Source organism: Micromonospora phaseoli, from assembly GCF_900109115.1.
Classification (GTDB): domain Bacteria; phylum Actinomycetota; class Actinomycetes; order Mycobacteriales; family Micromonosporaceae; genus Micromonospora; species Micromonospora phaseoli.
In genome coordinates, this window is record NZ_FNYV01000001.1 from 216595 (window position 1) to 242406 (window position 25812).

The 25812-nt window shown below is 71.1% G+C and carries 22 protein-coding genes; 16 read left to right on the forward strand and 6 right to left on the reverse strand.

Annotated elements, in window-relative coordinates:
- Nucleotides 1–10 precede the first annotated feature (10 nt).
- On the forward strand, nucleotides 11–1168 hold the full coding sequence (locus BMY89_RS01025; protein WP_092373642.1) for a DivIVA domain-containing protein: 1158 nt from the start codon (nucleotides 11–13) through the stop codon (nucleotides 1166–1168).
- Nucleotides 1169–1306: 138 nt separating this feature from the next.
- Here the strand turns inward: BMY89_RS01025 and BMY89_RS01030 are convergent, their stop codons facing one another.
- Nucleotides 1307–1528: a DUF2631 domain-containing protein gene (locus tag BMY89_RS01030; RefSeq protein ID WP_092373644.1), complete on the reverse strand. Its 222-nt coding sequence runs from the start codon at nucleotides 1526–1528 to the stop codon at nucleotides 1307–1309.
- A 188-nt stretch (nucleotides 1529–1716) separates the two neighbouring features.
- On the opposite strand from BMY89_RS01030, the gene BMY89_RS01035 reads away from it, so the two are divergent.
- The gene (locus BMY89_RS01035; RefSeq protein WP_092373646.1) at nucleotides 1717–3300 is read left to right on the forward strand and encodes a Rieske 2Fe-2S domain-containing protein; all 1584 of its coding nucleotides are present in this window, start codon (nucleotides 1717–1719) and stop codon (nucleotides 3298–3300) included.
- 73 nt (nucleotides 3301–3373) lie between these two features.
- Here BMY89_RS01035 and BMY89_RS01040 read toward each other — a convergent pair whose 3' ends face one another.
- Nucleotides 3374–4981, reverse strand: coding sequence for a phytoene desaturase family protein (locus tag BMY89_RS01040; protein ID WP_092373648.1), 1608 nt, complete (start codon nucleotides 4979–4981; stop codon nucleotides 3374–3376).
- A 152-nt stretch (nucleotides 4982–5133) separates the two neighbouring features.
- Between BMY89_RS01040 and BMY89_RS01045 the strand changes: the two genes are divergently transcribed.
- Nucleotides 5134–6318, forward strand: a complete 1185-nt coding sequence (locus BMY89_RS01045; RefSeq protein ID WP_092373650.1) for an alkaline phosphatase PhoX — start codon at nucleotides 5134–5136, stop codon at nucleotides 6316–6318.
- On the opposite strand, the gene BMY89_RS01050 is transcribed toward BMY89_RS01045, so the two are convergent.
- A complete protein-coding gene (locus BMY89_RS01050; RefSeq protein ID WP_092373652.1) occupies nucleotides 6288–7130 on the reverse strand; it encodes a YhjD/YihY/BrkB family envelope integrity protein in 843 nt (280 codons plus the stop codon). The genes BMY89_RS01045 and BMY89_RS01050 overlap by 31 nt on opposite strands.
- A 121-nt stretch (nucleotides 7131–7251) precedes the next feature.
- Here BMY89_RS01050 and BMY89_RS01055 point away from each other — a divergent pair, with 121 nt between their 5' ends.
- Nucleotides 7252–7827 carry a GNAT family N-acetyltransferase gene (locus tag BMY89_RS01055; RefSeq protein WP_092373654.1) on the forward strand — a complete coding sequence of 192 codons (576 nt, stop codon included), beginning with the start codon at nucleotides 7252–7254 and terminating at the stop codon, nucleotides 7825–7827.
- Here BMY89_RS01055 and BMY89_RS01060 read toward each other — a convergent pair.
- Nucleotides 7725–8387: a tyrosine-protein phosphatase gene (locus BMY89_RS01060; protein ID WP_198413948.1), complete on the reverse strand. Its 663-nt coding sequence runs from the start codon at nucleotides 8385–8387 to the stop codon at nucleotides 7725–7727. The genes BMY89_RS01055 and BMY89_RS01060 overlap by 103 nt on opposite strands.
- A gap of 186 nt (nucleotides 8388–8573) precedes the next feature.
- On the opposite strand from BMY89_RS01060, the gene BMY89_RS01065 reads away from it, so the two are divergent.
- From BMY89_RS01065 to BMY89_RS01080, 4 genes are all read left to right on the forward strand, one after another.
- A complete protein-coding gene (locus BMY89_RS01065) occupies nucleotides 8574–11141 on the forward strand; it encodes a M14 family metallopeptidase (RefSeq protein WP_111313781.1) in 2568 nt (855 codons plus the stop codon).
- A gap of 230 nt (nucleotides 11142–11371) precedes the next feature.
- Complete coding sequence (locus tag BMY89_RS01070; RefSeq protein ID WP_092375279.1) at nucleotides 11372–11755, forward strand: hypothetical protein; 384 nt, start codon at nucleotides 11372–11374, stop codon at nucleotides 11753–11755.
- Nucleotides 11755–12435 carry an endonuclease V gene (locus BMY89_RS01075; protein WP_092373658.1) on the forward strand — a complete coding sequence of 227 codons (681 nt, stop codon included), beginning with the start codon at nucleotides 11755–11757 and terminating at the stop codon, nucleotides 12433–12435. The genes BMY89_RS01070 and BMY89_RS01075 overlap by 1 nt, the downstream gene beginning before the upstream one ends.
- A 126-nt stretch (nucleotides 12436–12561) precedes the next feature.
- On the forward strand, nucleotides 12562–14292 hold the full coding sequence (locus tag BMY89_RS01080; protein WP_139217880.1) for a hypothetical protein: 1731 nt from the start codon (nucleotides 12562–12564) through the stop codon (nucleotides 14290–14292).
- 85 nt (nucleotides 14293–14377) lie between these two features.
- Here the strand turns inward: BMY89_RS01080 and BMY89_RS31430 are convergent, their stop codons facing one another.
- Together BMY89_RS31430 and BMY89_RS01090 are read right to left on the reverse strand one after the other, a co-directional pair.
- Complete coding sequence (locus tag BMY89_RS31430; protein ID WP_092373662.1) at nucleotides 14378–14623, reverse strand: hypothetical protein; 246 nt, start codon at nucleotides 14621–14623, stop codon at nucleotides 14378–14380.
- Nucleotides 14620–14856, reverse strand: coding sequence for a DivIVA domain-containing protein (locus BMY89_RS01090; protein ID WP_092373664.1), 237 nt, complete (start codon nucleotides 14854–14856; stop codon nucleotides 14620–14622). The genes BMY89_RS31430 and BMY89_RS01090 overlap by 4 nt, the downstream gene beginning before the upstream one ends.
- A gap of 209 nt (nucleotides 14857–15065) precedes the next feature.
- Here BMY89_RS01090 and BMY89_RS01095 point away from each other — a divergent pair, with 209 nt between their 5' ends.
- The 8 genes from BMY89_RS01095 (at nucleotide 15066) to BMY89_RS01130 (ending at nucleotide 25773) form a co-directional block, all read left to right on the forward strand.
- The gene (locus BMY89_RS01095) at nucleotides 15066–15947 is read left to right on the forward strand and encodes a helix-turn-helix domain-containing protein (RefSeq protein WP_092373666.1); all 882 of its coding nucleotides are present in this window, start codon (nucleotides 15066–15068) and stop codon (nucleotides 15945–15947) included.
- 4 nt (nucleotides 15948–15951) lie between these two features.
- Nucleotides 15952–16134: a DUF397 domain-containing protein gene (locus BMY89_RS01100; RefSeq protein WP_092373668.1), complete on the forward strand. Its 183-nt coding sequence runs from the start codon at nucleotides 15952–15954 to the stop codon at nucleotides 16132–16134.
- A 288-nt stretch (nucleotides 16135–16422) separates the two neighbouring features.
- The gene (locus BMY89_RS01105; RefSeq protein WP_092373670.1) at nucleotides 16423–17115 is read left to right on the forward strand and encodes a Uma2 family endonuclease; all 693 of its coding nucleotides are present in this window, start codon (nucleotides 16423–16425) and stop codon (nucleotides 17113–17115) included.
- Nucleotides 17116–17214: 99 nt separating this feature from the next.
- The gene (dxr, locus tag BMY89_RS01110) at nucleotides 17215–18426 is read left to right on the forward strand and encodes a 1-deoxy-D-xylulose-5-phosphate reductoisomerase (RefSeq protein WP_092375282.1); all 1212 of its coding nucleotides are present in this window, start codon (nucleotides 17215–17217) and stop codon (nucleotides 18424–18426) included.
- Nucleotides 18426–19676: a M50 family metallopeptidase gene (locus BMY89_RS01115; protein WP_092373672.1), complete on the forward strand. Its 1251-nt coding sequence runs from the start codon at nucleotides 18426–18428 to the stop codon at nucleotides 19674–19676. Before dxr ends, BMY89_RS01115 begins: the two co-directional genes overlap by 1 nt.
- Before the next feature lie 9 nt (nucleotides 19677–19685).
- Nucleotides 19686–20858 carry a flavodoxin-dependent (E)-4-hydroxy-3-methylbut-2-enyl-diphosphate synthase gene (ispG, locus tag BMY89_RS01120; RefSeq protein WP_092375284.1) on the forward strand — a complete coding sequence of 391 codons (1173 nt, stop codon included), beginning with the start codon at nucleotides 19686–19688 and terminating at the stop codon, nucleotides 20856–20858.
- A gap of 222 nt (nucleotides 20859–21080) precedes the next feature.
- The gene (locus tag BMY89_RS01125) at nucleotides 21081–21920 is read left to right on the forward strand and encodes a GNAT family N-acetyltransferase (protein WP_092373674.1); all 840 of its coding nucleotides are present in this window, start codon (nucleotides 21081–21083) and stop codon (nucleotides 21918–21920) included.
- Nucleotides 21921–22020: 100 nt separating this feature from the next.
- Complete coding sequence (locus BMY89_RS01130; RefSeq protein ID WP_092373676.1) at nucleotides 22021–25773, forward strand: ATP-binding cassette domain-containing protein; 3753 nt, start codon at nucleotides 22021–22023, stop codon at nucleotides 25771–25773.
- Nucleotides 25774–25812: the final 39 nt, after the last annotated feature.

The following is a 25812-nucleotide window of genomic DNA, read 5'->3' on the forward strand; positions in this document are numbered from 1 at the left end:
AGGAGACATAGTGGCGAGTCAGGGTCAGCGTTTCCGGCGTAAGGCGCTCCGCCGGGGATACAAGGTTGACGAGGTGGACGCCTTCCTGGACCGGGTCGAGGCCACCCTCGCTGGCCAGCCGGTCGGAGCCCCGGTGGCCTCGCAGGAGGTCCACGACGTCGTCTTCCGGGTTCGCTTCAACGGCTACGACGAATGGCAGGTCGACCTGCACCTCGACCGGGTCGAGCGGCAGTTGGCCGAGTTGGAGGAACGCGGCGGAGCGGTCGGTCGTGGTGGCGACGCCCGGATGGGTCCGCCGGACCGGATGGGTCCGGGCATGCGCGAGGACCGTGGCATGTCGCCGGTGCCTCAGCCGCCGATGCCGCCCCGATCGATGCCGGCGCAGGCCGGACCGCCCTACGGCCGCTACGACGAGCCGACCGGCGCCTTCGCCGGTGGCTACGACGCACCACGTGGTGGCTACGACGCGCCGCGTGGCGCCGCCGGCCCGATGGGTCCCGGTGCGCCGATGGGTCACCCCGGTGGCCCGATGGGTCACGGTGGACCCCCGCCGCGTGGCCTGCCCGCCGGTCCGGGCGGCTACGGCCCGCCGGACGGTCCCGGTGGCTACGGGCCGCCGGACGGCCCTGGTGGGTACGGCCCGCCGGACGGTCCCGGTGGGTACGGCCCGCCGGACGGTCCGGGCGGTTACGGTCCCCCCGACGAGCAGCGTTTCGACGGCTTCGAGGCGGGCCGGCACGGCCGTACCGACATGACCGCCGAGATCCGGCTGCCGGACCGGGACCCGCGTCGTGGCCCGACGGGACCGCCGCAACCGGCGCTCAGCGGGCCGTCGATGGGCGGACCACCGCCGATGGCGGGCCCCCCGGCCATGACCGGTCCGCCGATGGGTGGGCCGCCGATGGCTGGACCGCCCGGCAGCGACCTCTACCGGGTGGACCAGATCCGGCGCAGCTTCCAGGTCCGCCGCTTCGGCAGCGGGTACGACCCCGACCAGGTGGATCGGTTCTTCGAGAGTCTGCTCGGCGGCATGGCCGGGCGTAACCAGATGCCGGTGAACCCGAAGGACCTGGACACGCTGCGCTTCGGGCTGGTGCAGGGTGGCTACTTCGAGGCCGAGGTCGACGCCGCGCTGAAGAACGTGCAGGACATCCTCTTCGGCCGCTGAGCAATGCGCTCAGCCGCCGAGCAACGCGACTGAGCCGCGAGCAACGCGACGAGGGCCCGTCCCGGATTCACCGGCGGGCCCTCGTCGCATGTCACCGGCTCGCGGGACGCCGCGCGCCGGAGATGGCCAGGGTACGGGTCAGGAGCGCAGGCCGTTGCGGCGCAGCACCACGTCGCCGATCACGATGAGCAGCAGGAGCGCGGCGAGACCGATCAGCCAGATGTCCTCGACCCTGCCCTCGTGGTTGCCGCAGAGCATTGCCAGCAGCACGAGCGCGGTGAGCACCGCACCGATCCGCCCGGCCTTGCGGTGCCCGGGCTTGTGCTGATCTGGCGCCGTTACCGGCTCGCTTCCTGCCACTGTCGGTCCTTCCTCGCGAACGGATCTCCGGCTAGTCTGGCACGTCCCGTGCAGGGGTTCCGGCCCAGGGGCTTTGGACCTCCCTCAGGTGGGTGCAAGGGCACTACCGGCGTCGCGGGGCGGGGACCAGACTGCCTCCGGTAGCGTTCTGGCGTACACCTTGATTGTCTTTTTGAGGGGGAACTGCGGTGCGAGTGACCGGTACCGGGCACGCGAGCATGCGGATCGACACGGCCGCGGGCAGCATCCTGTGCGACCCGTGGGTCAACCCGGCCTACTTCGCCTCCTGGTTCCCGTTCCCCGACAACTCCCAGCTCGACTGGGAGGCCCTCGGTGACGTCGACTACCTGTACGTCTCGCACCTGCACCGGGACCACTTCGACGCGGCTCACCTGAAGCGGTACGTGTCGAAGTCCGCGACCGTGCTGCTGCCCGAGTTCCCCACCTCGGAGATGGAGGACGAATTCCGTGAGCTGGGCTTCACGAAGTTCCTGAAGACCCGCAACGAGGAGGTCGTCGAGCTGGACGGCGGCCTGAAGATCATGATTCAGGCGCTGACCAGCCCGACCGACGGCCCGATCGGTGACTCCTCGCTCTGGGTGGAGTACGACGGCGTCCGGCTGCTCAACCAGAACGACGCCCGCCCGACCGACCTGACCGTCTTCGCCGAGCTGGGCCACGTGCACGCCCACCTGCTGCAGTTCTCCGGGGCGATCTGGTACCCGATGGTCTACGAGCTGCCGAACGCGGCGAAGACCGCGTTCGGCAAGCAGAAGCGGGACCGGCAGTTCGACCGCACCTGGCGCTACATCGACGACCTGAAGGCCGATCACGTCTTCCCCATCGCCGGCCCGCCGTGCTTCCTCGACGACGAGCTGTGGCAGTTCAACGACATCTTCGGCGACGAGGGGAACATCTTCCCCGACCAGTCGGTCTTCCTGGCCGAGTACGCCAAGGTCGGCGGCACCAACGGCATCGTGCTGCTGCCCGGCAGCGTCGCCGAGGTCACCACGTCCGGCGCGACGACCAGGCATCCGGTGCCGGTGGAGGAGTTCTTCGCCAACAAGGTCGCCCACCTGGAGGAGATGCGCGAGCGCAAGCGGCCGATCATCGCCGCGGAGAAGGCGTCCTGGCGGCATCCCGAGGTCGACGTGCTCAAGGAGCTGAAGCGGCGGATCGAGCCGCTGCTCGACGAGTCGATCTACCTGGCCAAGGGGGTCGGCGGTCCGGTCCGCTTCGACCTGGTCGGCTACGACGACGAGAGCGTCGAGTCGATCGTGGTCGACTTCCCCGGCAAGCAGGTGCGGCCGTACGCCGACGAGAAGGTCCGCTACCGGTTCCGCACCGAGCGGGCGCTGGTCGAGCACCTGCTGCACATCGGCGAGGTGGACTGGGTCAACTCGCTCTTCCTGTCCTGCCGGTTCTCGGCCGCCCGGATCGGCCAGTACAACGAGTTCGTGTACGCCTTCTTCAAGTGCCTGTCCACCGAGCGTCTCCAGTACGCCGAGGGCTGGTACGACGAGCACGAGCGGGCCGTGGACGCCGAGGACATCACCCTCGGTGACTGGGTGGTGCAGCGGCGCTGCCCGCACCTGAAGGCCGACCTGAGCCGGTTCGGCATCGTCGACGGCGACCAGCTCACCTGCCAGCTGCACGGTTGGCGGTTCGACCTGCCCAGCGGGCGCTGCCTGACCAGTGTCGGCCACAAGGTCCGCGCGCACCGTGTCGGCGAGGAGGCACCGGTCCCGCAGGCCGCCCAGCCGGCGAACTAGCCGCCGGGTCGGGGGTGTTAATAGGGGGCCCTTCTACTACCCGAGGCGTTAATAGGGGGCCCTTCCTTACCCCTCAGCGGCCGAGGTCGGCGAGGATGCGTTGGGCGGCGTTGTGGCCGGCGGCACCGATCACGCTGCCGGCGGGGTGACAGCCCGCGCTGCCCGCGTACACCCCGTCGACGCCGGTGGCGTACGGCATCCGGTCGGCGAAGGAAATGGTGTTGTCGACGTGGTGGATGTGCCCGCCGGTGATGCCGAAGTGCGCCTCGATGCCGGGCGGCGGCAGCGGTACCGCGTCGGCGATCAGGTCGCCGGTGCCGGGGGCGTACCGTTCGCAGATCGCCACCAGCCGCTCCACGTACCCGGGCAGCGCCGCATCCCAGGTGGTGCCGGCCAGCTCGTACGGCACCGACTGGACGAACAGCGCCGACGAGTGGTGCCCGGCCGGGTCGGCCAGCGACGGGTCGACGGTGGTGTGCAGGTACCACTCGATGGTCGGCTCCTCGGGCAGCCGCCCGGCCTGCACGTCGGCCCACATGGCGCGCAGCGCCGCCATCGGCGGTTCGCCGCTGCCGCCGGTCAGCGACGCCGAGCCGGGCAGCAGGTGGATGGTGGAGCCGAACGGGCTCGCCGTGCCCTCTGGCAGGCAGGAGAAGCGGGGCAGGTCGCGTAGCGCCAGGTTGAGCTTGAGCGTGGTGCCGGTGCGCCGTACCGCCGCCATCCGCGCGGTGAGCGTCGTCGGGAGCGCGCCGTCGGGCAGCAGCTCCATCAACCGGTACGGGTCGCAGGCGCCCAGCACCACCTCGGCACCGATCTCGCGGCCGTCGGCCAGCACCACTCCGTTGGCGGCGCCACGGTCGAGGGTGATCGCGGTGACGGGCGTGCCGGTGACGATCCGGGCACCGGAGGCACGCGCCGCGTCGGCGAAGGTACGCGACACGGTGCCCATGCCACCCTCGGCGATCATCCAGGTGCCGCCCGAACCGGGCAGCCGGCACATGTTGTGCACCAGGAAGTTGTGCCCGGTGCCCGGGTCGTCCGGTCCGGCGTTCAGCCCGGACAGGCCGTCGGTGACCGCGTACATGCTGACCAGCAGCTCGGAGCGGAAGTCGAAGCGGGCCAGGTAGTCGGCGACGGAGCCGCGGACCAGGTCCACGAAGGCCGTACGCAGTTCGGGGCGGACGTGCCGCTCGGCGGTCTCCTCCACCGACACCGGCTCGGCCAGCCAGGCCGGGGCGAGGTCCTCGCGCAGCGCGGCCAGTTCGGCCTGCAACGCGTCGTCGGCGGCCACGTCGGCCGGGGAGAAGAACTCGGTGAGCTGCCGGCGGGTGGCCGCGGTGTCGGTGCCGAACAGCAGGTACGGCGAGCCGGCCGGGCCCGGGGTGGGCAGGAAGTAGTGCGGGTCCCGGCGCAGCACCGGGATCCGGACGTCGAGTGCGGCCAGCAGCTCCGGTGGCATCAGCCCGAGCAGGTACGACCCGGTGGAGTGACGCAGCTCGGGCACCCTGGGGAACGGGTTCTCGGTGCGGGTGGCCCCACCGATCACGTCGGCGGCCTCCAGCACCAGCACCTCCAACCCCGCCCGGCTCAACAGGATCGCGGAGACCAACCCGTTGTGCCCGGCCCCGACAACCACCACGTCAACCCGCCCCGGCACCTCACCCGGCACATCACCCGTCATCCCCGCACCCTAACCCCTCGCACCCCCACCCCCATCCCGCTTGGCTTCTGGGGGAGGTGTCATCTGGCGTTCATGGGGGAGTGGGTTTTGTCGATGGGTGCGGGGGTTTAGCGTCGGTGGGGCCCGCCCCCGCCACCCCTCGGAGGGTTCTGATGGATCGTCGTACCGTGCTGCGCGCCACCGCCGTCTCCGGCGCGGCCATCGTCTCCGGTGCCGCCGCCTTCTCCGGCAGTCTCTGGGCCGGTGCCGCCCTGGCTGCCCCCGCCCAACCCGGCCCCGGCCCGTACGGGGACCTGCTCGCCGCCGACGCCAACGGCATCCACCTGCCCGCCGGCTTCACCAGCCGGGTCGTCGCCCGCTCCGGGCAGCGGGTCGCCGGAACCTCGTACGTCTGGCACTGGGCACCGGACGGCGGCGCCTGCTTCCCGGCCGGTGACGGCTGGATCTACGTCTCCAACTCTGAGGTCCCGCTGATCGGCGGGGTCTCCGCGGTGCGCCTCCGCGCCGACGGGTCGATCGCCAGCGCGTACCGCATCCTGGGTGGCACCAACGTCAACTGCGCCGGCGGGGCGACCCCGTGGGGCACCTGGCTCTCCTGCGAGGAGGTGCCGCTCGGGCGGGTCTTCGAGACCTGGCCAGACGGCAGCCGCAGCGCCGAGGAGCGCACCCGGATGGGCCGGTTCACCCACGAGGCGGCGGCCTGCGACCCGGAGCGCCGGGTGATCTACCTGACCGAGGACGAGGGCGACGGCTGCTTCTACCGCTTCGTCCCGGACACCTGGGGTGACCTGCGGACCGGCCAGGTGCAGGTGCTGTGTGCCCCCGCCAACGCGACCGCCGGCCCGGTGACCTGGCAGAACATCCCGGACCGGGACGGCTTCCCGATCCCGACCCGGTTCCAGGTCGGCGCCGCCAAGCACTTCGACGGCGGCGAGGGCTGCTGGTACGACCGGGGCACCTGCTGGTTCACCACGAAGGGCGACAACCGGGTGTGGGCGTACGACGCGGTCAACCAGCGCATCGACCTGGCGTACGACGATTCACTGGTGCCGGCCGGAACCGCGCCGCTGACCGGGGTGGACAACATCACCGGAACCGCCGGCGGTGACCTCTACGTGGCCGAGGACGGCGGCAACATGGAGATCTGCGTGATCACGCCGGCCGGCGTGGTGGCACCCTTCCTGCGCCTGCTCGGCCAGTCCGCCTCGGAGATCACCGGCCCGGCGTTCAGCCCCGACGGTTCCCGCCTCTACTTCTCCTCCCAGCGCGGCACCAGCGGCAACGCGACCGGCTCCGGCGGCATCACCTACGAGGTCACCGGCCCCTTCCGCCGCTGACGCCAGTTGGAGAGGGCCAGGGTGGCGGAGTAGCCCGCCAGCACGATGACGTGAAAGACGTAGAGCCAGAGCAGGATCGCCACGGCGGCGCCGACCTCTTCCAGATCGCCGAAGGGTAGGCCCAGGTCAAGCGGGAGCGAGGCGAACAGCACGAAACCGTGCAGGAAGCCGGAAAGGTTCGCCGCCGTGAACGATCCCATTCCCAGCGTGGAGAGCCAGTCCGGCGACGCCGGGCCGACCACCCGGAACACCCACATCAGCACCGGGGTGAGCACCAGCCACACCGCCAGGAACGAGAGCACCACCCCGAGCGCGCCGGCCCAGCCACCCCGCTGGACCAGGTCGGTGGTGGTCGGCAACGCCAGCAGAACCGACAACAGCAGGGCCGGGGCCGGCGCCAGCAGCGGCAGCAGCAACAGCCGGCCCCGCCAGCCGATCAGGTGTTCGTCGGAGCGCGGGGCGGCCACCGAGACGAACGCCCGGCGCAGCCCCTCGCCGTACAGCGACGCGGGCAGCAGCGCGGCCAGCGCCAGCCACGGCGTCAGGCCGACACCGGCCTCGACCAGCGCGGCCACCGCGGCGGGCGCCCCGATTTCGTCCGGCAGCGCCTCCACGGCGTACGTGGTGAGTCGGCGTACCCGGTCGGCCCCCGCCAGCAGCGCGGTCAACCAGATCGCCAGCAGGGCCATCGGCACCACGGCGATCGCCCCGTAGAACGTGATCGCGGCGGCGTGCAGCGACAGGTCGCGGCCACGCAGCGGGCGGAAGGCTGCCCGGGTGATCCGCCTCGTCCGCTGCCACGCATTGCCCATCGCGCTCCATTTCCCCGCCGATCCCGCCGGCAACCGTCCCTGTTGCCGGCGTCGCACCGGCCGACCGTGCGGGACCCGACGGGTCGGTGATCGGTGGCCGATCGGGCTACGATCGCGAGCCATGACCGCCGCGACGACCGACCGACTGGTGCTGCGCGAGTGGACCGGGGTGCCGGCCGACCTGGCCCGGATCTACGACATCTACTCCCGCGACGAGGTGATGCGGTGGCTGGGCGGGGGAGCGGGACGGCTCACCGAGCCCGAGCAGGCCGCCGAGCGGCTGACCACCTGGCGCGAACGCCATGCCGGCCACGCCGGCCGGTACGGCCTCTGGGCGATCGAGGTCCGGGAGACCGGTGCGGTGGCGGGCAGTGTGCTGCTCAAGCCGCTGCCGGGTGCCGACGGTCACACCCCCACCGAGGACATCGAGGTGGGCTGGCACCTGCACCCCGACTCGTGGGGTCACGGCTACGCCACCGAGGCGGCCCGGGCCGTGCTGGCGCGCGAGTTCGCCACCGGCACCCGTCAGGTGTACGCGGTGGTGACGCCGGGCAACGACCGTTCGATGGCGGTGTGCCGGCGGCTCGGCATGACCTACGTGGGCCGACGCACCGACTGGTACGGCGGCACCGAGGTGGAGACCTTCGTCCTGACCGCCGCCACCAGCGCCGGCTCGACTCCCGCGCCGACCAGGTAGGCCACGGCGCCGCCGTAGCGACGCTCCAGGTGCGCCAGGGTGTTCTGCATCGGCGTCGCCGTGCAGCCGTCGGTCCGCGCATAGTCGTCGGCGATCTCGTCGGCACCCACCCCGGCGACCTGTAGCAGCAACGCGACCAGTACGCCGGTGCGGTCCCGCCCGGCGTGGCAGTGCACCAGGACGCCCCCGGTGGGTGCCTCGGCCACCACCCGGAACGCGTTGGCGATCCGTACCCGGTTGTGGTCGAGCATCGGTCCGTAGCTGTCGTCCGGCGGCTCGTAGTCGAGCACGTCGTTGAGCATCGGCGCGTGCCGGTAGACCGGGGTGCCGGCGAAGGGGCTCGGGCGCTCGACGCATTCTCGTGCCCAGCGTAGGTCGACGACCCGGCCGATCCCCGCGTCCCGCAGGACCGACGGGTCCAGACCGTCGTGGCCGCCCGAGCGCAACAGCGCGCCGTAGCGGGTCCGGCCGCCGTCCATGGTCGGCAGACCACCCAGGTCGCGGCCGTTGCGACAGCCGGGCCAGTCCAGAATCACGTACGCCTCCCGTGCCGCCCGCATGACCGACTCGTCGGCAGACAAGTGTAGGGCGGCGCACTGTCGAGCTGAGAGCGTCAACGGATCGCCCGAACATGAAGCACACCGGGCTATCGACTTCGACAGGTGTCGTTGGTAGAACTGCCAATCATGGCGCCGGCGATCACGAGTCGCCGTCCGGGCGCCCCGCCCTCGAATCGAGGTACGCGCGTGGATGTTCGACGACCACTGGTAGCCCTGCTCGCCGCCGTACTCCTCTTCGGACCGACCACCGCCGCCACCGCGGCGCCCGCCGATCCGGCAGCACCCGGCGCGACGGCGACGTCGCCGCGGGGCCAGTCCGACACCGAGCTGCCGTTCGACACCGGACCCGGCACGGGGGCGCGGTCCGCCGACGCCTTGGGCGGGAAGCCGCACCAGCCGCCGGCGCCGTCGGTGAAGCTGCCCGGCAAGCCGCGTAACGACGTCATCCGGGACGTGCCGGTGGATCCGAGCGACGCGTCCATCCCGATGAACCTCATCGCGTACCACGACATCCCGGCCGCGCTGCGGGCGCTCCAGCAGAGCGGGCGGATCAGCGTGGAGGTCATCGGCCAGTCCGTGCTCGGCCGCGACCTGCACCTGGTGGTGGCGACCGCACCGATGCGCGACACCGAGTGGAAGAAGTGGCAGCAGCTCTCCGACCTGCGGTTCAGCGATCCACGCGCGGCGCTGGCCAAGGCCCGGACCGGCGGGTACGACTCGTGGCGCACTCCGCTGTTCGTCAACAACAACATCCACGGCAACGAGTGGGAGGGCACCGACGCCAGCCTCCAGGTGCTCCAGGAACTCGCCTTCTCCACCGACCCCGAGATCACCCGGATGCTCGACCAGCACGTGATCGCCTTCGTGGTCACCAACAACCCCGACGGTCGGGTCGCGGCGACCCGGGCCAACACCAACGGCTTCGACATGAACCGGGACTACATCACGGCGTCGCAGCCCGAGGTCCGCGCCGTGCGCGCCCAGCTCGTCCGCTACAGCCCGCTGACCATGCTGGACATCCACGGGTACGTCAACTGCACGCTGATCGAGCCGACCACCGGCCCGCACGGCGACAACTACGAGTACGACCTGTACATCCGGCACGCGCTACGCAACGGGCTGGCCATGGAGCAGGCCGTCCTCGCCACCGGCGAGACCCGGGCCAGCTGCGCGAACCCGGACGGCAGCCGGCGCAACGACATCCCGTTCCGGGACCGGACGCAGGGCTGGGACGACTGGCCACCGATCTTCACCCCGATGTACGCGATGTACCACGGCACGATCGGGCACACCGTCGAGGTGCCGCTGAACCCTCGGGGCAACCTGACCGAGGCGGAACGGCACGAGCGTACCCGGATCAACACGGCCGTCGCGGTGGCGGCGATCCGCGGGAACCTCGGCTACGCCACCGAGAACCGCGGGCAGCTGCTCACCAACCAGCTGGAGTGGTTCCGGCGGGGGGTGGCCGGTGAGGCGACGCGACCGATCGACGACCCGCTCGCCATCTCCCTCGCCGGTGGCGACAACGCCAAGACCCACCCGCAGAGCTTCCCCCGCGCGTACGTCATCCCGGCCGGCGCGGGTCAGCGCAGCGAGACCGCGGCGGCCCGGCTCGTGCAGTTCATGCTCGACAACGACCTGACCGTGCACCGCGCGTCCCGACCGTTCAAGCTGGATGGCTCGCGCTACGAGGCCGGCTCCTACGTGGTCGACATGCGCCTGGCCAAGCGGGGCCTGGCGAACGCGCTGCTGGAGGTCGGCCGGGACGTCACCGCCGACTTCGACGCGATGTACGACATCTCAGCCTGGAGCCACGGTCATCTCTGGGGCGCCACGGTGCAGCGGGTGACCAGGGACGTCACCCTCGACGTCAAGGGTCTGCGTCGGGTGACCACGGCCAGCGCCACCGGATCGGTGCCGCCGGGCCGGCCGGCGTACCACGGCCTGACCGTGGACTCGGTGGCCGGCATCCAGGCGGTCAACAAGCTCCTCGCCGACGGGGCGACGCTCTCCCGTACCCCCGAAGGGATGTTTGTCGTGCCTGGCGGCACGGCCGTCGTCCGATCGATCGCTGACACCTACGGCGTCGACTTCACCCGGCTCACCCCGGCGCAGGTACGCACGGCCACGCCGGTGGCACCGACCCGGCTCGGTGTCGCGGCCAACGCGGGTGAGATCTTCGCGCTGCGGCAGATGGGCTTCGAGCCGGTCTCGGTGACGCACACCGCGTTCAACGCCGGGACGGTGTCTTTCGACGACGTCGACGCCCTCTTCGTCTCCACCACGACGTTCAACCCGCTCAGCCTGGACGCCACCCAGAGCGCCGCGTTCGAGCAGTGGCTGGCGGACGGCGGGACCGTGGTGGGGCGCGGGGCCAGCGGAGCGCAGTTCAACGACCGCGCCGGCCTGCTCGACGTCACCGTCGCGGCCGGCCGCAGCGACGCCAACGGCATCGTCGCGGTGCAGAACGATCCGGCGTCACCGATCACCGGCAACGCGCTGCCGACCTCGTTCGTCGACGCACCCCAGTACTTCACCTCGGTCGGTGCCGGCGTCCGGGTCGACCAGCGCCTCGCCGGCGAGGGCTTCTTCCTCGCCGGTCACTGGGGCGGTCAGGAGGCCGCCGCCGGCCAGGCGGTGGTGGTCAGCGGCGTGGCGAAGGGCGCGAACGTGACCCTGTTCGGCACCGAGCCACTCTTCCGAGCCCACCCCGAGGGCCTGTACCCACAGGTCGCCGCCGCCCTCTGGCAGTAACCCCGCCCCCGCCCCCCGCCCGCGTCGATCTAGGGGAAATGGTCGTTACTTGATCTCCAGCAACGACCATTTCCCCTAGATCGGCGCGCATCGGTGATCCGCACGTGGATCTTGAGTCAGCCGAAGGCTCGGAAGGATGTGTAGTCAGGGGCAGGACGACCTGCAGTGATGCATCGATGTTGGTCAGCGAGGGTCGGCGGAATCCGACGCTCCCGTTACGCTCCCGCATCATGACGATCGTTCCTGCTGACCGGCTGCTGGCCGATGACGAGCTGGCGGAGATCGAGGAGCTGTGTGTGGCGGCCACTCCCGGTCCGTGGTTCGTCCGGTTGTTGGATGACGACCATGCGATGAGTCTGGTGGCGGTGAGTGTGGTGCCGGGCGATGGTCGAGGTGCGAGGTGGCCTGACTTCGATCATCGGGAGATCGTTGCGGCGACGCTTGTGCAGCAGCCCCGCTATGTCGACGCTGGTGACGAGCGCTGGGACGAGAATGCCGCCTTCATCGCGATGGCGCGGGATGCGGTACCGCGTCTGGTGGCCGAGGTGCGGCGGTTGCGGGCGCAGCTCGCCGGCCAGGATGCGGCTGGCGGACCAGCGGCTGGTACGGCGTGATGCCGCCGGTCTGGGACGGTCGGCCGGTCTTGGACCCGGGGTCGGTGGTGGAGGCGGAGCGGATCCAGCAGGAGTTGCGGAAGCGGCTCGACTTGAGCAACTGCCTGGAAGTCGCGCCGACGCTGGTGGCTGGTGTGGACGTGTCGTACGACAAGGGCTCGACGCGGATCGTGGCCGCCGCTGTCGTCTTCGACCTGGGTACCGGTGTGGAGGTGGAGTCGGCCGTCGTCTCCGGTGAGGTGAGCTTCCCGTATGTGCCGGGGTTGCTGGCCTTCCGGGAGGTGCCGATCGTGTTGGAGGCGCTGGCCCGACTCGCCCGCCGCCCCGACGTGGTGGTGTGTGACGGGTACGGCGTCGCGCATCCTCGGCGGTTCGGGTTGGCCTGTCATCTGGGGGTGGTGGCGGGGTTGCCGACGTTCGGGGTGGCGAAGACGCCGTTCGTCGGGGCGTACGAGGAGCCGGGTTCGCGCCGGGGTGAGTGGTCGCCGTTGTGTGACGGTGACGAGGTGTTGGGGCGGGTGCTGCGGACGCGGACGGGCGTGAAGCCGGTGTTCGTGTCGGTGGGTCACCGGACGGGCCTTGAGCAGGCGAGCGCGATCACCCTTGACCTGAGCCAGCGTTACCGCCTGCCGGAGGTGATCCGGCGGGCCGACTTCCTTTCCCGTGAGGCGTTGCGCTGAATGGTTTCGCCGCCACTGCGGGACACAGATCGGCATGGATGCGAGTTTGAGGTCTGGGCGAGACGGGAGTGTTACCCGGCGGGTCGACCGTGAAGGCACGGGCGCTCGCAGCATCACGGGGGAAGCATGGACGCGTCGCAGCAGTGCGGACCAGGCGTGGAGCGCTCGCGCAGCGGGTCGGTCGACGTCTTTTTGATCTGGCTGGTCCATCCGGTGACGGTGGCGGCCACCGCGCTGCTGGTCCTCAACGACCAGGTGCTCAAGGCGGCCTATCCCGGTTGGTTGACGGGAAAGCTCAGTGACGTCGCCGGGTTGGTGATGGCGCCACCGTTGCTGGCCGTCGTACTGGCGCTGCTGCTGGCCGGGTGCGGTCGGCTGCCGGTGTTGCGGCGTACTGTCAGGGTTGCTGGTCCCGGGTCGGGCCGCGCGTCGGCCGATCTGCTGGCGGCCGGCTCGGTCTTCCTGGTTGGGGTGGGGTTCACGGCGGTGAAGGCCACCCCGGAGGGGGCGGCCACGGCGTCCGCGGCGTGGAGCGTGGTGAACGGACCGTCGGTGATCCTGGCCGACGGCACGGACCTGCTGGCGTTGCCGGCGCTGGGCCTGGCCTGGTGGACGTGGCGCTCGGCGGCGGCCCGCCCGAGCCTGGTCCGCTGGCTGCGGATGGTGGCGGTGCTGGTGGTGTTGCCGATCGCCGGGCTGGGCGTCGTGGCCACCTCCGCCCCCGTGCAAGACGACGCCGTCACGATGTACGAGTGGCAGGGCGTCACCGTGGTCGGCATCGGCAATGCCTACCACGGCTCCCGCGAGCCCTACATGTGGTGGATCGGCGCGGACGACGGATCGACGTTCTCGGAGTTGCCGGAGGGTGGCTACGAACTGTTCTCGGCGCAGCCGCCGCCGGCCGCGTCGGGAGAGGACTGTTCGGCGCGGGATGCGGACCACTGCTTCCGGATCGTGCCGGGCCGTCTGGCGGTGCAGGAGAGCCGGGACGGTGGAGCGACGTGGCGCGTCGCCTGGCAGATCGACGATGATGCCCGGGAGCGGCTCGGCGCGACGATGCCCGGGATGCGCGACGTGCAGGAGTACCTGTCGTCGCGTGCGTTGTTGGTGCGGGAGCAGCCGGACGGCGGCGTGGTGGTGCTGGTGGCCAACGGTCGGGACGGCTTTGCCCGCCGCGACTCTGCCGGCCGGTGGGAGCGGATCGGCTTCGGCACTCTTGCCGGCGACGGTTTCCGACACGAGGAGTTGGCGACACCGATCCCGAGCGTCGCCAACGCGACCGTCACCGCTGGTGTCAGGGTCGCCGTGCCGCTGTCGATCGCGGTCGGCAGCATGGTGGCTCTGGTCGGCTGCGCCACCCTGCTGGTGCGGCGACACGGCTGGTCACTGGCCGCGGTGGCGGCCTGTGTCGGCGCGCTCCACCCTGTCGGGTTCGCCGTGTTCATCATGCACACGCTCTCCGGCAGGAACGAGAGCACTTTCCTGGGATCGTTCGGTATCGTGCTGATGACACTGGGGCTGATGGCGGTACCAGCCGGTTTAGCCGTCCTCGTGGCCAACCTCAGCGAGCCGCTGCAGCCCCTCGTCGGCCGGATCTGTGCGGCGGGCCTGCTCGCCGGGGCGGTGGTGTCGCTGCCGTACCTGCTGCGGCTGCTGACGGGTTGGCCGCCGTATCGTGCGACGACAACCTTCGCGCTGGCCACCGCGGCAGTCGTGATGCTCGTCAGTGGCCCAGCGGTCATCCGCTACGCCATCCGCCGCGTCCCGGCCGGCGGAACGGAGTTGGCGGGCGCCTCACCGTGGGTGCATCACGATCCGCCGTGGCCGTCGGTCGACGAGGAACAGCGTACGGCCTGATCCTGGCCGGTCTGCCGACGCCGTTCCGGCGAGGTGGCGGTATCCCGTACCACCCGACACCGCCACGTCGCCGAAACGGAGTCGATCACCTGACTGTGCAGGGACCGGCGTGGTCGTTTCGCTGGTGGCAACGGTTGGGGCCGCCGAGTGGGGCGTCGCACCAGACTCGGTGGCGCAGGAACTGACGGTCTTCTTCGCTGAGGGTGGTTTCGCCGAAGTCGATGACCGCCAGGTGGCCGAGTGAGTCGCGGAGCGCGACGGCGAGTGCGGTGGCCTCGTCGAGGCTGGTCAGTCTGGTGGGCAAATGGATGATCCAGTGAGGTGCGCTCATATCGACCGCGAACTGTAGCGGCGGTTCGCGGTCTGGCGGGACTGCCATTGTCGGAGCGCCTGGAGGGTGCGTTCGGCTTCGGTGTTGGCGGTGGTCAGTTCGCGGTGCAGGCGCTCCAGCTCGTCGGCGAGTCGGTTGAGATAGTCGTGCACCTGGGCGGGGTCGAGGCCGCGCCAGCGGGTGTCGAAGGTGGCGGCGCGGATCTGCTGGGGGAGTGGGCGTTCTCCGGTCATCTAGATCCCTCCACTGTCCAATGGTGACGGTGCCGGGGCGGACGCCGGGATGAGGTTTCGGGGAAGGCGCCCGCCCCGGTCGTGACCTGCCAGGGGGATCGGCCGGTCATCCACGATGGTCATTTCACTACTGGTTTGGCGCAATGTTTTGCGCAAGAATGCGGACCAAGGGATGAGGTGCCTTACGCGACAACAACAAAGGAGATGACGTGGACGACCCGGGAAGCACCGTCCCGCGTAGGCAACTCGGCAGATATTTGAGAGAACTTCGCGAAAACGCGCACGTAACGGTGGCCGCGGCAGCGAAAGAGTTGGAATGGTCGACGCCGCGAATCTGGCGGTACGAAACCGGCCAGGTCCCCATGCACCCGAACGACGTGGAGGCCATGTGCCGGGTGTACGGCGTGGGCCGCGAGACGATCAAGACGATGCGGTCGCTGGCCCGCGAGACCAAGGCGCACGGCTGGTGGCACAGCTACGGGGAGGCGATCAAGGACTGGTTCAAGCTCTACGTCGGCCTGGAAGCCGCCGCCACCAAGATCCGAAAGTACGAAGCCAACCTGGTACCCGGCCTGTTGCAGACGGTCGAGTACATGACCGAGGTCATCGCGACTGACCACCCGCAGATGAGCGCGGCGGAGCGACAGGCCAAGGTGGATGTCCGGCTCCGCAGGCAACGATTGTTGGCTCGGGCAATTCCCCGAGCGCCCTACTACGACGTGATCCTCAACGAGGCGGTGCTGCGCCGACCGTTGCGCGACCGGTCGGCGATGGCCCGGCAACTCGACGCCCTGGTTATGGCCAGCGAGCGGCACAACATCCGGGTTCGGGTGCTCCCTCTGGCAGCAGGGCTGTTCCGTTGGGCGGAAACGGGCACCTTCACCATGCTCGACTTCCCGACCGATGTGCGGGAGCCAGAGCCGACCACGATCTACATGGACGGTCCTTGCGGCGCGGTCTACCTTGACAAACCGCACGAGATCAACTTGTACGAGGATGCCTGGCGCTCGCTCGGCGAGCGGGCGCTCGACGTCGAAGACTCCCGTGAGCTGATCACGGCGATCGCGAAGGAGATGACCCATGATTCGTGACGGGGTGTGGCGTAAATCGTCCCGGTCCGGCGGCAACGGTGAGTGCGTCGAGGTGGCGGGATTCGCCGACGCTGTCGGCGTACGGGATAGCAAGGATCGGCAGGGTGCGGAGCTGAGCTTTGGTCCCGCCGCCTGGACCCGGTTCGTGACCGCCACCCGGGCGGGCCGGTTCGGCGAGCGCGCCTGAGCCCGACGTGACGTGGCCCGGTGCCGGCCGACCCGCCGGCACCGGACCTCAGTGTGGCCCGGCCGCGGGGAGAGGGGCCGGCCGAGCGTGGTGATCGACGCCATTTCGGCGGTATGGCGGGGTCAGCCAGGGCTGGATACCGCCATGCCGCCGGAACGGTGTAGATCACGCCGACCTGCGCCCACCACTGCCCATGTTGGGTCGGACAGGCTGTGCGATGTCGTGCGGCGCGGGCTGTGCTGGCTAGGCTGAGGTGAGCAGAATGTCCCGCTGAGGGGGTGAGCCCGGATGGCCCAGGCCGCGTACGCGCCCGAGCCGGCACCCGGCGATGCCGAAGCCCGGCCCACCGGGCCCTCGTTCGACGTGCTGCGGTGGCGCGACGAGCCGTGGACCGCCCAGCTCGCCCTCGACCTGTTGCCGGAGACCAACGGCCCCAAGGTTGAGGTCCTGAGCGGAAGCGTGATCGTGACACCCCACGCCGGAATCGACCACCAGTCGGTCGAACGTGAACTGCCCTACCTGTTGCATCGTGCGGCCCGGCGAGCCGGGCTGTGGGTTTACCCGGAGATCAACGTCGTCTCGGGGAAGGATCTCTTCATTCCGGACATCGCGGTGCTGACCAGATCTGGTGGAGGCCGATCGGCCGTCGACATCGCCACGGCTGTCCTGCTCGGGGAGATCGTGTCACCGGGCAACCGGCGCAAGGACGTGATCGACCGGCCGCGTGAGTATGCCGCCGCTGGTGTCCCATTTTTCCTGCGGGTGGACCTGCGCAACCGGGTGCCCACCGTCGCCCTGCTCGAGCTGGTCGACGGCGAGTACCGGCCGCTCGCGGCAGCCGCCGCCGGGACGACCTTCGTGATGAACCGGCCGTTCGACTTCTCGGTCGACCCTGCCGACCTGCTCGATGACGAGGCGCCGACCGGCGAAGCCGACGAGACCGCCGAAGCCGAGGAAGACGCTCCGCGCGGGGAGAGCTGACGGTAGCTGCTTGGTGTTAACAGGGGGTCCCTGCTCTACCGGAGGCGTTAATAAGGTGCCCTTCCTTGCACTGAGTCGGCGTGGTGAACAATGGGCGGCGTGACGTCCCCCCGCGATCTTGTGCTGCTGGGTTGTACCGGCTCGATCGGTACCCAGGCCATCGACATCGTGCGGCGCAACCCGGACCGGTTCCGGGTGGTGGCGCTCGGTGCCGGCGGCGGCAACATCGGTCTGCTCGCCGCCCAGGCCCTCGAACTCGGTGTCGAGGTGGTGGGGGTGGCGAAGGCGTCCGCCGCGCAGGATCTCCAGCTGGCGTTCTACGCGGAGGCGAGCCGGCAGGGCTGGGCCAGCGGCGAGTTCAAGCTGCCCAAGATCGTGGCCGGGCCGGAGGCGATGACCGAGCTGGCGCAGTGGCCGTGTGACGTGGTGCTCAACGGGGTGGTGGGGTCGCTCGGGCTGGCGCCGACCCTGGCGGCGCTGCGCGCCGGGCGTACCCTCGCGCTGGCCAACAAGGAGTCGCTGGTGGCCGGCGGCTCGCTGGTCAAGGCCGCGGTGACCCGGCCGGAGCAGATCGTGCCGGTGGACTCGGAGCACTCGGCGCTGGCCCAGTGCCTGCGCGGCGGCAGCCGGGGCGAGGTACGCCGGCTGATCGTCACCGCCAGCGGCGGGCCGTTCCGGGGCAAGCGGCGCGACGAGTTGACGGCGGTCACGCCCGAGCAGGCCCTCGCCCACCCGACCTGGAACATGGGGCCGGTCGTCACGATCAACTCGGCGACAATGGTCAACAAGGCGCTGGAGGTGATCGAGGCGCACGAGCTGTTCGACCTGCCGTACGCCGACATCACCGTGATGGTGCACCCCCAGTCGGTGATCCACTCGATGGTGGAGTTCGTCGACGGCTCGACGCTCGCCCAGGCCAGCCCGCCGGACATGCGGCTGCCGATCGCGCTGGGCCTGGGCTGGCCCGACCGGGTGCCCGACGCCGCCGCAGCCGTCGACTGGACCAGCGCGCACAACTGGGAGTTCGCGCCGCTGGACGACGCGGCGTTCCCGGCGGTGGCGCTGGCCAAGGCCGCCGGTGAGACGGGGCGCTGCCGGCCGGCGATCTACAACGCGGCCAACGAGGAATGCGTGGCGGCATTCGTCGCCGGGCGGCTGCCGTTCCTCGGCATTGTCGACACGCTACAGCGGGTGGTGGAGGACGCTCCCGACTTCGACGAACCGGGTACCGTCGAGGACGTACTCGAAGCCGAGTCGTGGGCGCGCGCACACGCGCAGGAGATCATCGCTGCTGCGGTGGAAGGAGCTTGATGTCGTTCGCGTTCGGGGTGGTTCTCTTCGCCCTCGGCATCCTCGTCTCGGTGAGCCTGCACGAGGCCGGCCACATGGTCACCGCGAAGGCCTTCGGCATGAAGGTCACCCGCTACTTCGTCGGCTTCGGTCCCACCATCTTCTCGTTCAAGCGGGGCGAGACGGAGTACGGCCTCAAGGGCATCCCGCTCGGTGGCTTCTGCAAGATCGTCGGTATGACGCCGCAGGACGACGACGTCGAGCCCGGCGACGAGAAGCGGGCCATGTGGCGCTACCCGGTCTGGAAGCGCACCATCGTGATGTCCGCCGGGTCGATCACCCACTTCGCGCTGGCAATCATCGCGGCCTGGCTGGCGGCGATGACCTTCGGCCTGCCCAACCCCGCCTTCCCGAGCACCGAGGAGCAGGTCCGCGCCGAGCCGGCCGTGATCGCCCTGCAGGACTGTGTCCTGCCGGACACCACCTACCGGGCCTGCGCTGCCGGTGACGTGCCCAGCCCGGCCGCCGCAGCCGGGCTGCAGGACGGCGACCGGATCACCTCGATCAACGGTGCCCCGATCAACAGCTACGGCGACCTGCTCACCACGCTGCGGACCACCACCCCGGGCAGCACCGCCGCCATCGGGTACGAGCGCGACGGCCAGCCCGGCACCGCCGAGACCGTCCTGGCGACCACCAAGCGCCCGCCGATCGACAACGCCAGCGGCCCGGTCAGCGATGTCTCCGCGCTCGGCGTCGGCCTGGTCGTCTCCACCCCGGGCCTGGTCTCCTACGGCCCGGTCGAGGCGGTCGGCGCGACCAGCGACTTCATCGGCGACATGGCGGTGGCCACCGCCCAGGCGTTGCAGCGGCTGCCGGAGAAGATCCCCGCGCTGTGGACCGCCATCACCGGCGGCGAGCGGGACATCGACACCCCGATCAGCGTGGTCGGCGCCAGCATCCTCGGTGGCGAGGCGGTCGCCAACGACGCCTGGGAACTGTTCGTCATGCTGTTCATCTCGCTGAACTTCTTCATCGGGGTGTTCAACCTGCTGCCGTTGCTGCCGCTGGACGGCGGGCACATCGCCATCGCCTGGTTCGAACGGGCCAGATCCTGGGTGTACGCGCGGCTGCGCCGGCCCGATCCGGGCCGGGTCGACTACTTCAAACTGATGCCCGTCACGTACGCGGTGATCCTGATCGGTGGCGCGTTCACGCTGCTCACCATCACCGCGGACGTGGTCAACCCGATCTCGATCTTCTCAAGGTGAGTGTGTGACGTGACCGCTGTCAGCCTCGGTATGCCCCCCGTACCGCCGCCGCCGCTCGCGCCCCGGCGGGCCAGCCGCCAGATCATGGTCGGTTCGGTGCCGGTCGGCGGTGGTGCGCCGGTGTCGGTGCAGTCGATGACCACCACGCTCACCTCCGACGTCAACGCCACCCTGCAGCAGATCGCCGAGCTGACCGCGTCCGGTTGCCAGATCGTCCGGGTGGCCGTGCCCAGCCAGGACGACGTGGAGGCGTTGCCGGCGATCGCCCGCAAGTCACAGATCCCGGTGATCGCCGACATCCACTTCCAGCCGAAGTACGTCTTCGCCGCGATCGACGCCGGGTGCGCGGCGGTACGGGTGAACCCGGGCAACATCCGGCAGTTCGACGACAAGGTCGCCGAGATCGCCCGGGCGGCCGGCGACGCGGGCGTGCCGATCCGGATCGGCGTCAACGCCGGCTCGCTGGACAAGCGGCTGCTCAGCAAGTACGGCAGGGCCACCGCGGAGGCGCTGGTCGAGTCGGCGCTGTGGGAGTGCTCGCTCTTCGAGGAGCACGGCTTCCGGGACATCAAGATCTCGGTCAAGCACAACGACCCGGTGGTGATGATCCGCGCGTACCGGCAGCTCGCCGAGCAGTGCGACTACCCGCTGCACCTGGGCGTCACCGAGGCCGGTCCGGCGTTCCAGGGCACCATCAAGTCGGCGGTCGCCTTCGGTGCGCTGCTGGCCGAGGGGATCGGCGACACCATCCGGGTGTCGCTCTCCGCGCCGCCGGTCGAGGAGATCAAGGTCGGCAACCAGATCCTGGAGTCGTTGGGGCTGCGCGAGCGGGGCCTGGAGATCGTCTCCTGCCCGTCCTGCGGGCGCGCCCAGGTGGACGTCTACAAGCTGGCCGAGGAGGTCACCGCCGGCCTGGAAGGGCTGCCGGTGCCGCTGCGGGTCGCCGTGATGGGGTGTGTGGTCAACGGCCCCGGCGAGGCCCGCGAGGCCGACCTGGGGGTGGCCTCCGGCAACGGCAAGGGCCAGATCTTCGTCAAGGGGCAGGTCATCAAGACCGTGCCCGAGGCGCAGATCGTGGAAACCCTGATCGAGGAGGCGCTGCGCCTCGCCGACGAGATGGGCGCCGAACTCCCCGACGAGCTCCGCGACCTCCTCCCCGGCGCCACCGTCACCGTGCACTGACCCGATCCCGGCCCCCGCCGTACCGCCGCCGGCCCCCCGCCGTACCCCCTGTTGATCAAGAAGTTTGCGTCTACTTCGTCGGCGATGCCGGACGCAAACTTCTTGATCAACAGGGTGGTGGTGGGTGGGTTCGTCCGGTATGGCTGGACTGGGGTGTCCGGGGGTTGGGCGACGGTTACCGTCTGCCGACACGGCGTGAACGGATCTGGCAGGCTGGTATCCGTGCTGACGGCGCCGGTGCGGCAACTCGGGGAGTCGGAACGTCGCGCGGTCGAGCGGCTGCTCGACCTCGACCCGTACGCGAGCGCGCAGGTCGCGGAGCGGGTCGCCGCCCGCGGGCTGGCGTGGTGGCGGGCCGAGGGGCGAATGCTCGGGTACGGTTCGCGCCGCCAACTCGAATCGATCTGCTGGCTCGGCGGCAACCTCACCCCGGTGCTGGCCGGCCCACAGGCGGTCGCCGCCTTCGCCGACCTGCTCTCCGGCGAGGAACGGCTCTGCTCCTCGATCGTCGGGCGCGCCGACGCCGTGCTGCAACTCTGGGACCGCCTCGCGAGCGCCTGGGGACCGGCCCGCGACGTACGCCCGAACCAGCCACTGCTGGCCATCGACGCGCTGCCGGTGGTCCCCGCCGACCCACAGGTGCGCCGGGTGCGCAGTAGTGAATTCGACCTGCTCTTCCCGGCGGCGGTGGCGATGTACACCGAGGAGGTCGGCGTCTCACCGCTGATCGACGACGGCGGTCGCGGGTACCGGCGCCGGGTCACCGACATGATCCGCTCCGGTCGGGCGTACGCCCGGTTCGTCGACGGCCGGGTGGTCTTCAAGGCCGAACTGGCGGTCGTCACCCGGCGCACCGCGCAGGTCCAGGGGGTCTGGGTGGCGCCCGACTGGCGGGGCCGGGGGATCGCCACCGCGGCGATGGCGGCCGTGATCCGCGACGCGCTGATGCGAGTCGCCCCGACGGTCAGCCTGTACGTCAACGACTTCAACCTGCCGGCCCGGCGGGTCTACCAACGCTGCGGCTTCCGCCCGGTCGGCACGCTGGCGACCGTGCTCTTCTGAACGATCGAGCGGCCCCTCTGCCTGCAGAAAAATGCGTTGAGTCGCGCCGGTCCGCGCAGCAGGCTGGAACCTCCGCCACCAAAACCGGAGGAACTGACCCATGCGCCTGCTCCGTGATCTGTGGGTCACCTCTTCCCGCCGGATGACCCTGGTGGTCGTGCTCATCGTCCTCGGCGGCGTCGGCCAGGCGGCCACCGCCGCGCTCGCCGGGCCGGTGCTGCTGCACCGCTCGGTCGGCTTCTTCGTGCTGCTGTCGGTGGCGCTGGTGGTGGCCGTCGTCAGCGACCTGGTGGTCAGCCTGGTGATGGCCGGGGTGACCGCCGACTGGTCGGCCGACCTGCGTCGCCGGCTGTGCCGGGTGGCGTTGGGGCAACCCGTGCCCACCCTGGAGACCACCCCGGTCGGCGAGATGCTCGACCGGATCGACGGCGACGTGTACGACGTCGCCTCGGGTGTGCGTGGCCCCGGGGTACGGCTGACCCAGGCGCTGGCCGTCGGTCTGCTCTCCACGCTTGTCGCGTTCACCGTCTGGTGGCCGGCCGGGGTCGGCATGCTGCTGCTCATGATCCTGCTCGCGTTCACCCTGCGGGGGCCCGCCGCGCGGATCGCCCCGGCCCGGATGCACGAGGAGGCGGCCTGGTCGGACCTGGCGGCGGTGATGGAGGAGTCGATCCACGGCCAGGACGACGTACGCACCAGCCTGGCCCGACCGTACGTGCTGCGCCTCTACGCCCGCCGGGCGGCCGAGGTGCTGCGCCGTGGCCTGCTGGTGTGGCGGATGTCGGCGCAGGTCAACACCGTTGCGGCCGGGGTGACCCGGGCCGGCATCGCGCTGGTCGTGCTCGGCGGGGTGTGGGCGTTGAACACCGGCCAGGTCGACGCCGCCCGGATGACCGCGATCTGGCTGCTCGCGCTCTCCCTCGGCATGACCGTCGAACACGTCAGTCGGATGGTGCCGGAGGTGCAGTACGCCCTCGGCGCCTGGGGCCGGGTGCAGCTGCTCTCCAACGCCCCGCAGGAACCGACCGGCGGCGACGCCCCCGTCGACGGTGATCTGGCCATCCGGAACCTGACCTACCGCTACCCGGGGACCGGGCCGGACGGCGACCGGGGCCCCGCACTGCGCGAGGTCGACCTGACCTTCGTCCGGGGCCGTTCGTACGCGCTGGTCGGCCGGACCGGGTCGGGCAAGTCGACGTTGGCCAAGCTGCTCACCCGGGCGGTCGACGTGCCGCCCGGGACGGTCCTGCTCGGCGGGCGCGACGTGCTCGACCTGGACGTCGAGCAGCTACGCCAGTGGGTCGCGGTGGTGCCGCAGCGCACCGAGATCCTCGCCGGCACGGTCGCCGAGAACGTGGCCCTGTTCGACCCCGAGCTGCTGGACGCCGCCGCGCGGGCCCTGGACGAGCTGGGCCTGGCCGGCTGGATCGCCGAGCTGCCCGCCGGCATTCACACCCGACTCGGCGAGGGCGGCCACGTGCTCTCGGCCGGCCAGGAGCAGTTGGTCGCCTTCGCCCGGATCCTGGTCCGCGACCCGCACGTGGTGATCCTCGACGAGGCCACCGCCCGGCTCGACCCGGTCACCGAAACGCGGGTGCAGCAGGCCACCGAACGGCTGCTGCGCGATCGGATCGGCATCGTCATCGCCCACCGGCTGTCGTCGGTGAGCCGGTGCGACGAGGTGGTGGTGCTGGCCGACGGCGCGGTGGTCGAGGCCGCCCCGCTGGCCCGGTCACGCCGCTTCGCCGAACTCCTCGCCGCCAGCCACGCGGGCGCGCACGGCGGCGACACCGAGGCCGAGCTGCTGGCCGGGGCGGCTGCCGACCGGATCTGGGACGAACCCGCACTGGTCGGTGCGGCGAACACCTCGGCCGCGACCAGCGCGGTCGGGGCCTCGGCATCGAGCGGGGTCGTCGACGACGGCGGCCGGGCGCTCGGGTCGACCGGTGACGGCGACCGGCCCCGCCCGACGGTCGGCCACGAGCGGCCCGCCCCGGACGGCGACCAGGCGCCGACGTTGGGGCAGGACGATCCCGCGCCGGTGGTCGGGCCCGAGCCGGTGGAGCCCGCCGACGGCCGGGAGGTCGGCGCGCGGGAGGTCGGCGGCCGGGAGCCGATCGGCCGTACCGTCGGCACCGGAGCCGACGGCGAGTCCGGCGGTGACCGGCGGCCCGCGTCTCGGGGGCGCACCCTGCGGGAGATCGCCCGGCTCTGCCTCAACGACCCCCGTTACGGCGCTGCGGCGGTGGGCATCTTCGCGGTGCTGGCGGTCCTCGGCCTGGATGGACCGGTGCTGTCCTGGCTCTGGGCCGACGTGATCGACGGCACGGGCGACCCCTGGCTGCCCGCCATCGGCATCGCGGCCGGGCTGATCCTCGCCATCCCCGCGCACTACTGGACCCACCTGTGGTTCCCGGCCTGGTGGGTGCGGCAGATGCTGCGGATCAGCGCCCGCCTGGTGCACGGCCAGACCGGACCACGCCGGGTCAGCCGGCACACCCCGGCCGAGGTGGTGGCCCAGGGCGGCGACACCGAACGGGTGGTGCAGCTCGCCGACAACGTGCTGGACCAGACGGTCGGCGTACTCCTGCTGGTCGCCATGACCCTGATCACTGACAGCGTGGTGCCGGGGCTGTTCTTCCTCGGCACGATGGTGCTCTCCGGTGTGGCCGCGACAGCGTTCGGTCCCCGGCTGGAACGCGCGGCCCGGGACACCGTCGCCGCGCGGGCGGCGTTCGCCACCGCACTGGTCTCCACGCTGTCGGCGGCCCGGACGGTGAAGCTGGCCGGGGCCACCCGGCCGGTGCTGGCCCACCTGGCCGACCTCGACGCGGTACGCAGCGACCGCCAGCGCCGGGAGATCGCCGTGCAGGTCTGGGCCCGATCCACCCCCTCGCTGGCCAGCGGGTTGTTCCCGATCGGCGTCTGGGCGCTCTTCCTGACCGGCGGTCTCTCCGCCGGGGCGACGCTCGTCGCGGTCGCCACGCTGGGCGCGGCACGCTGGTTCGCCTGGACCACCGCGTCCCTGATCTCCCAGGTGCCCTCGGCGCGGGTGTGGACCCGACGGACGGCGGAGATGACCGGGATCGAGGCGTACTCGGCGCGGGTGCCCGGCGTCGACCTGGCCGCCGGTACGGCCCCCGCCCCGCCGGTGGCGCCGCGTACCGCGCTGCGGCGGCTGGACCTGGTCGACTTCGGCGTCCGACACACCGACGGCACCATCGCCGTACGCGGCGTCGACCTGGCCGTGGAACGCGGGCAGCTGGTGCTGGTCGTCGGCCCGGTGGGCGCGGGCAAGTCCTCGCTGCTACGCGCCCTGGCCGGCATCGCCCCGCACACCGGGCAGCTGACCTGGAACGGTGAGCCGGTCACCGAACCGGAGCTGTTCCTGCGCCCCAACCAGGTCGGCTACGTGGGTCAGCTGCCCCGGGTGCTCTCCGGCACGATCGCCGACAACATCACCCTGGGGCATCGGGTGGACGCCACGCACGCGGTGTCGACCGCCCAGCTGGAGCACGACCTGGCCGGCACCGGCGGCGGGCTCGGGCTGCTCATCGGGCACAAGGGCACCCGGCTCTCCGGCGGGCAGTTGCAGCGCCTGGCGCTGGCCCGGGCGCTGGCGCCGCGTACCGAGCTGCTGGTGGCCGACGACGTCTCCTCCGCGCTGGACGTCACCACCGAGCTGGCCCTGTGGCAGGCCCTGCGGGAACGCGGCGTGACCGTGGTCGGCTCCACCTCGAAGCGGGCCGCACTGGTGCGGGCCGACCACGTGGTGGTGCTGATCGGCGGCACGGTTGCCGCCCAGGGCCCGTGGCGGGAGCTGGAGCGACGCTGGGGCCACCTGGCGGGCTGAGACCCGCACGGTCCGGCTGCCCTCGGCCGTCGCCGGGGT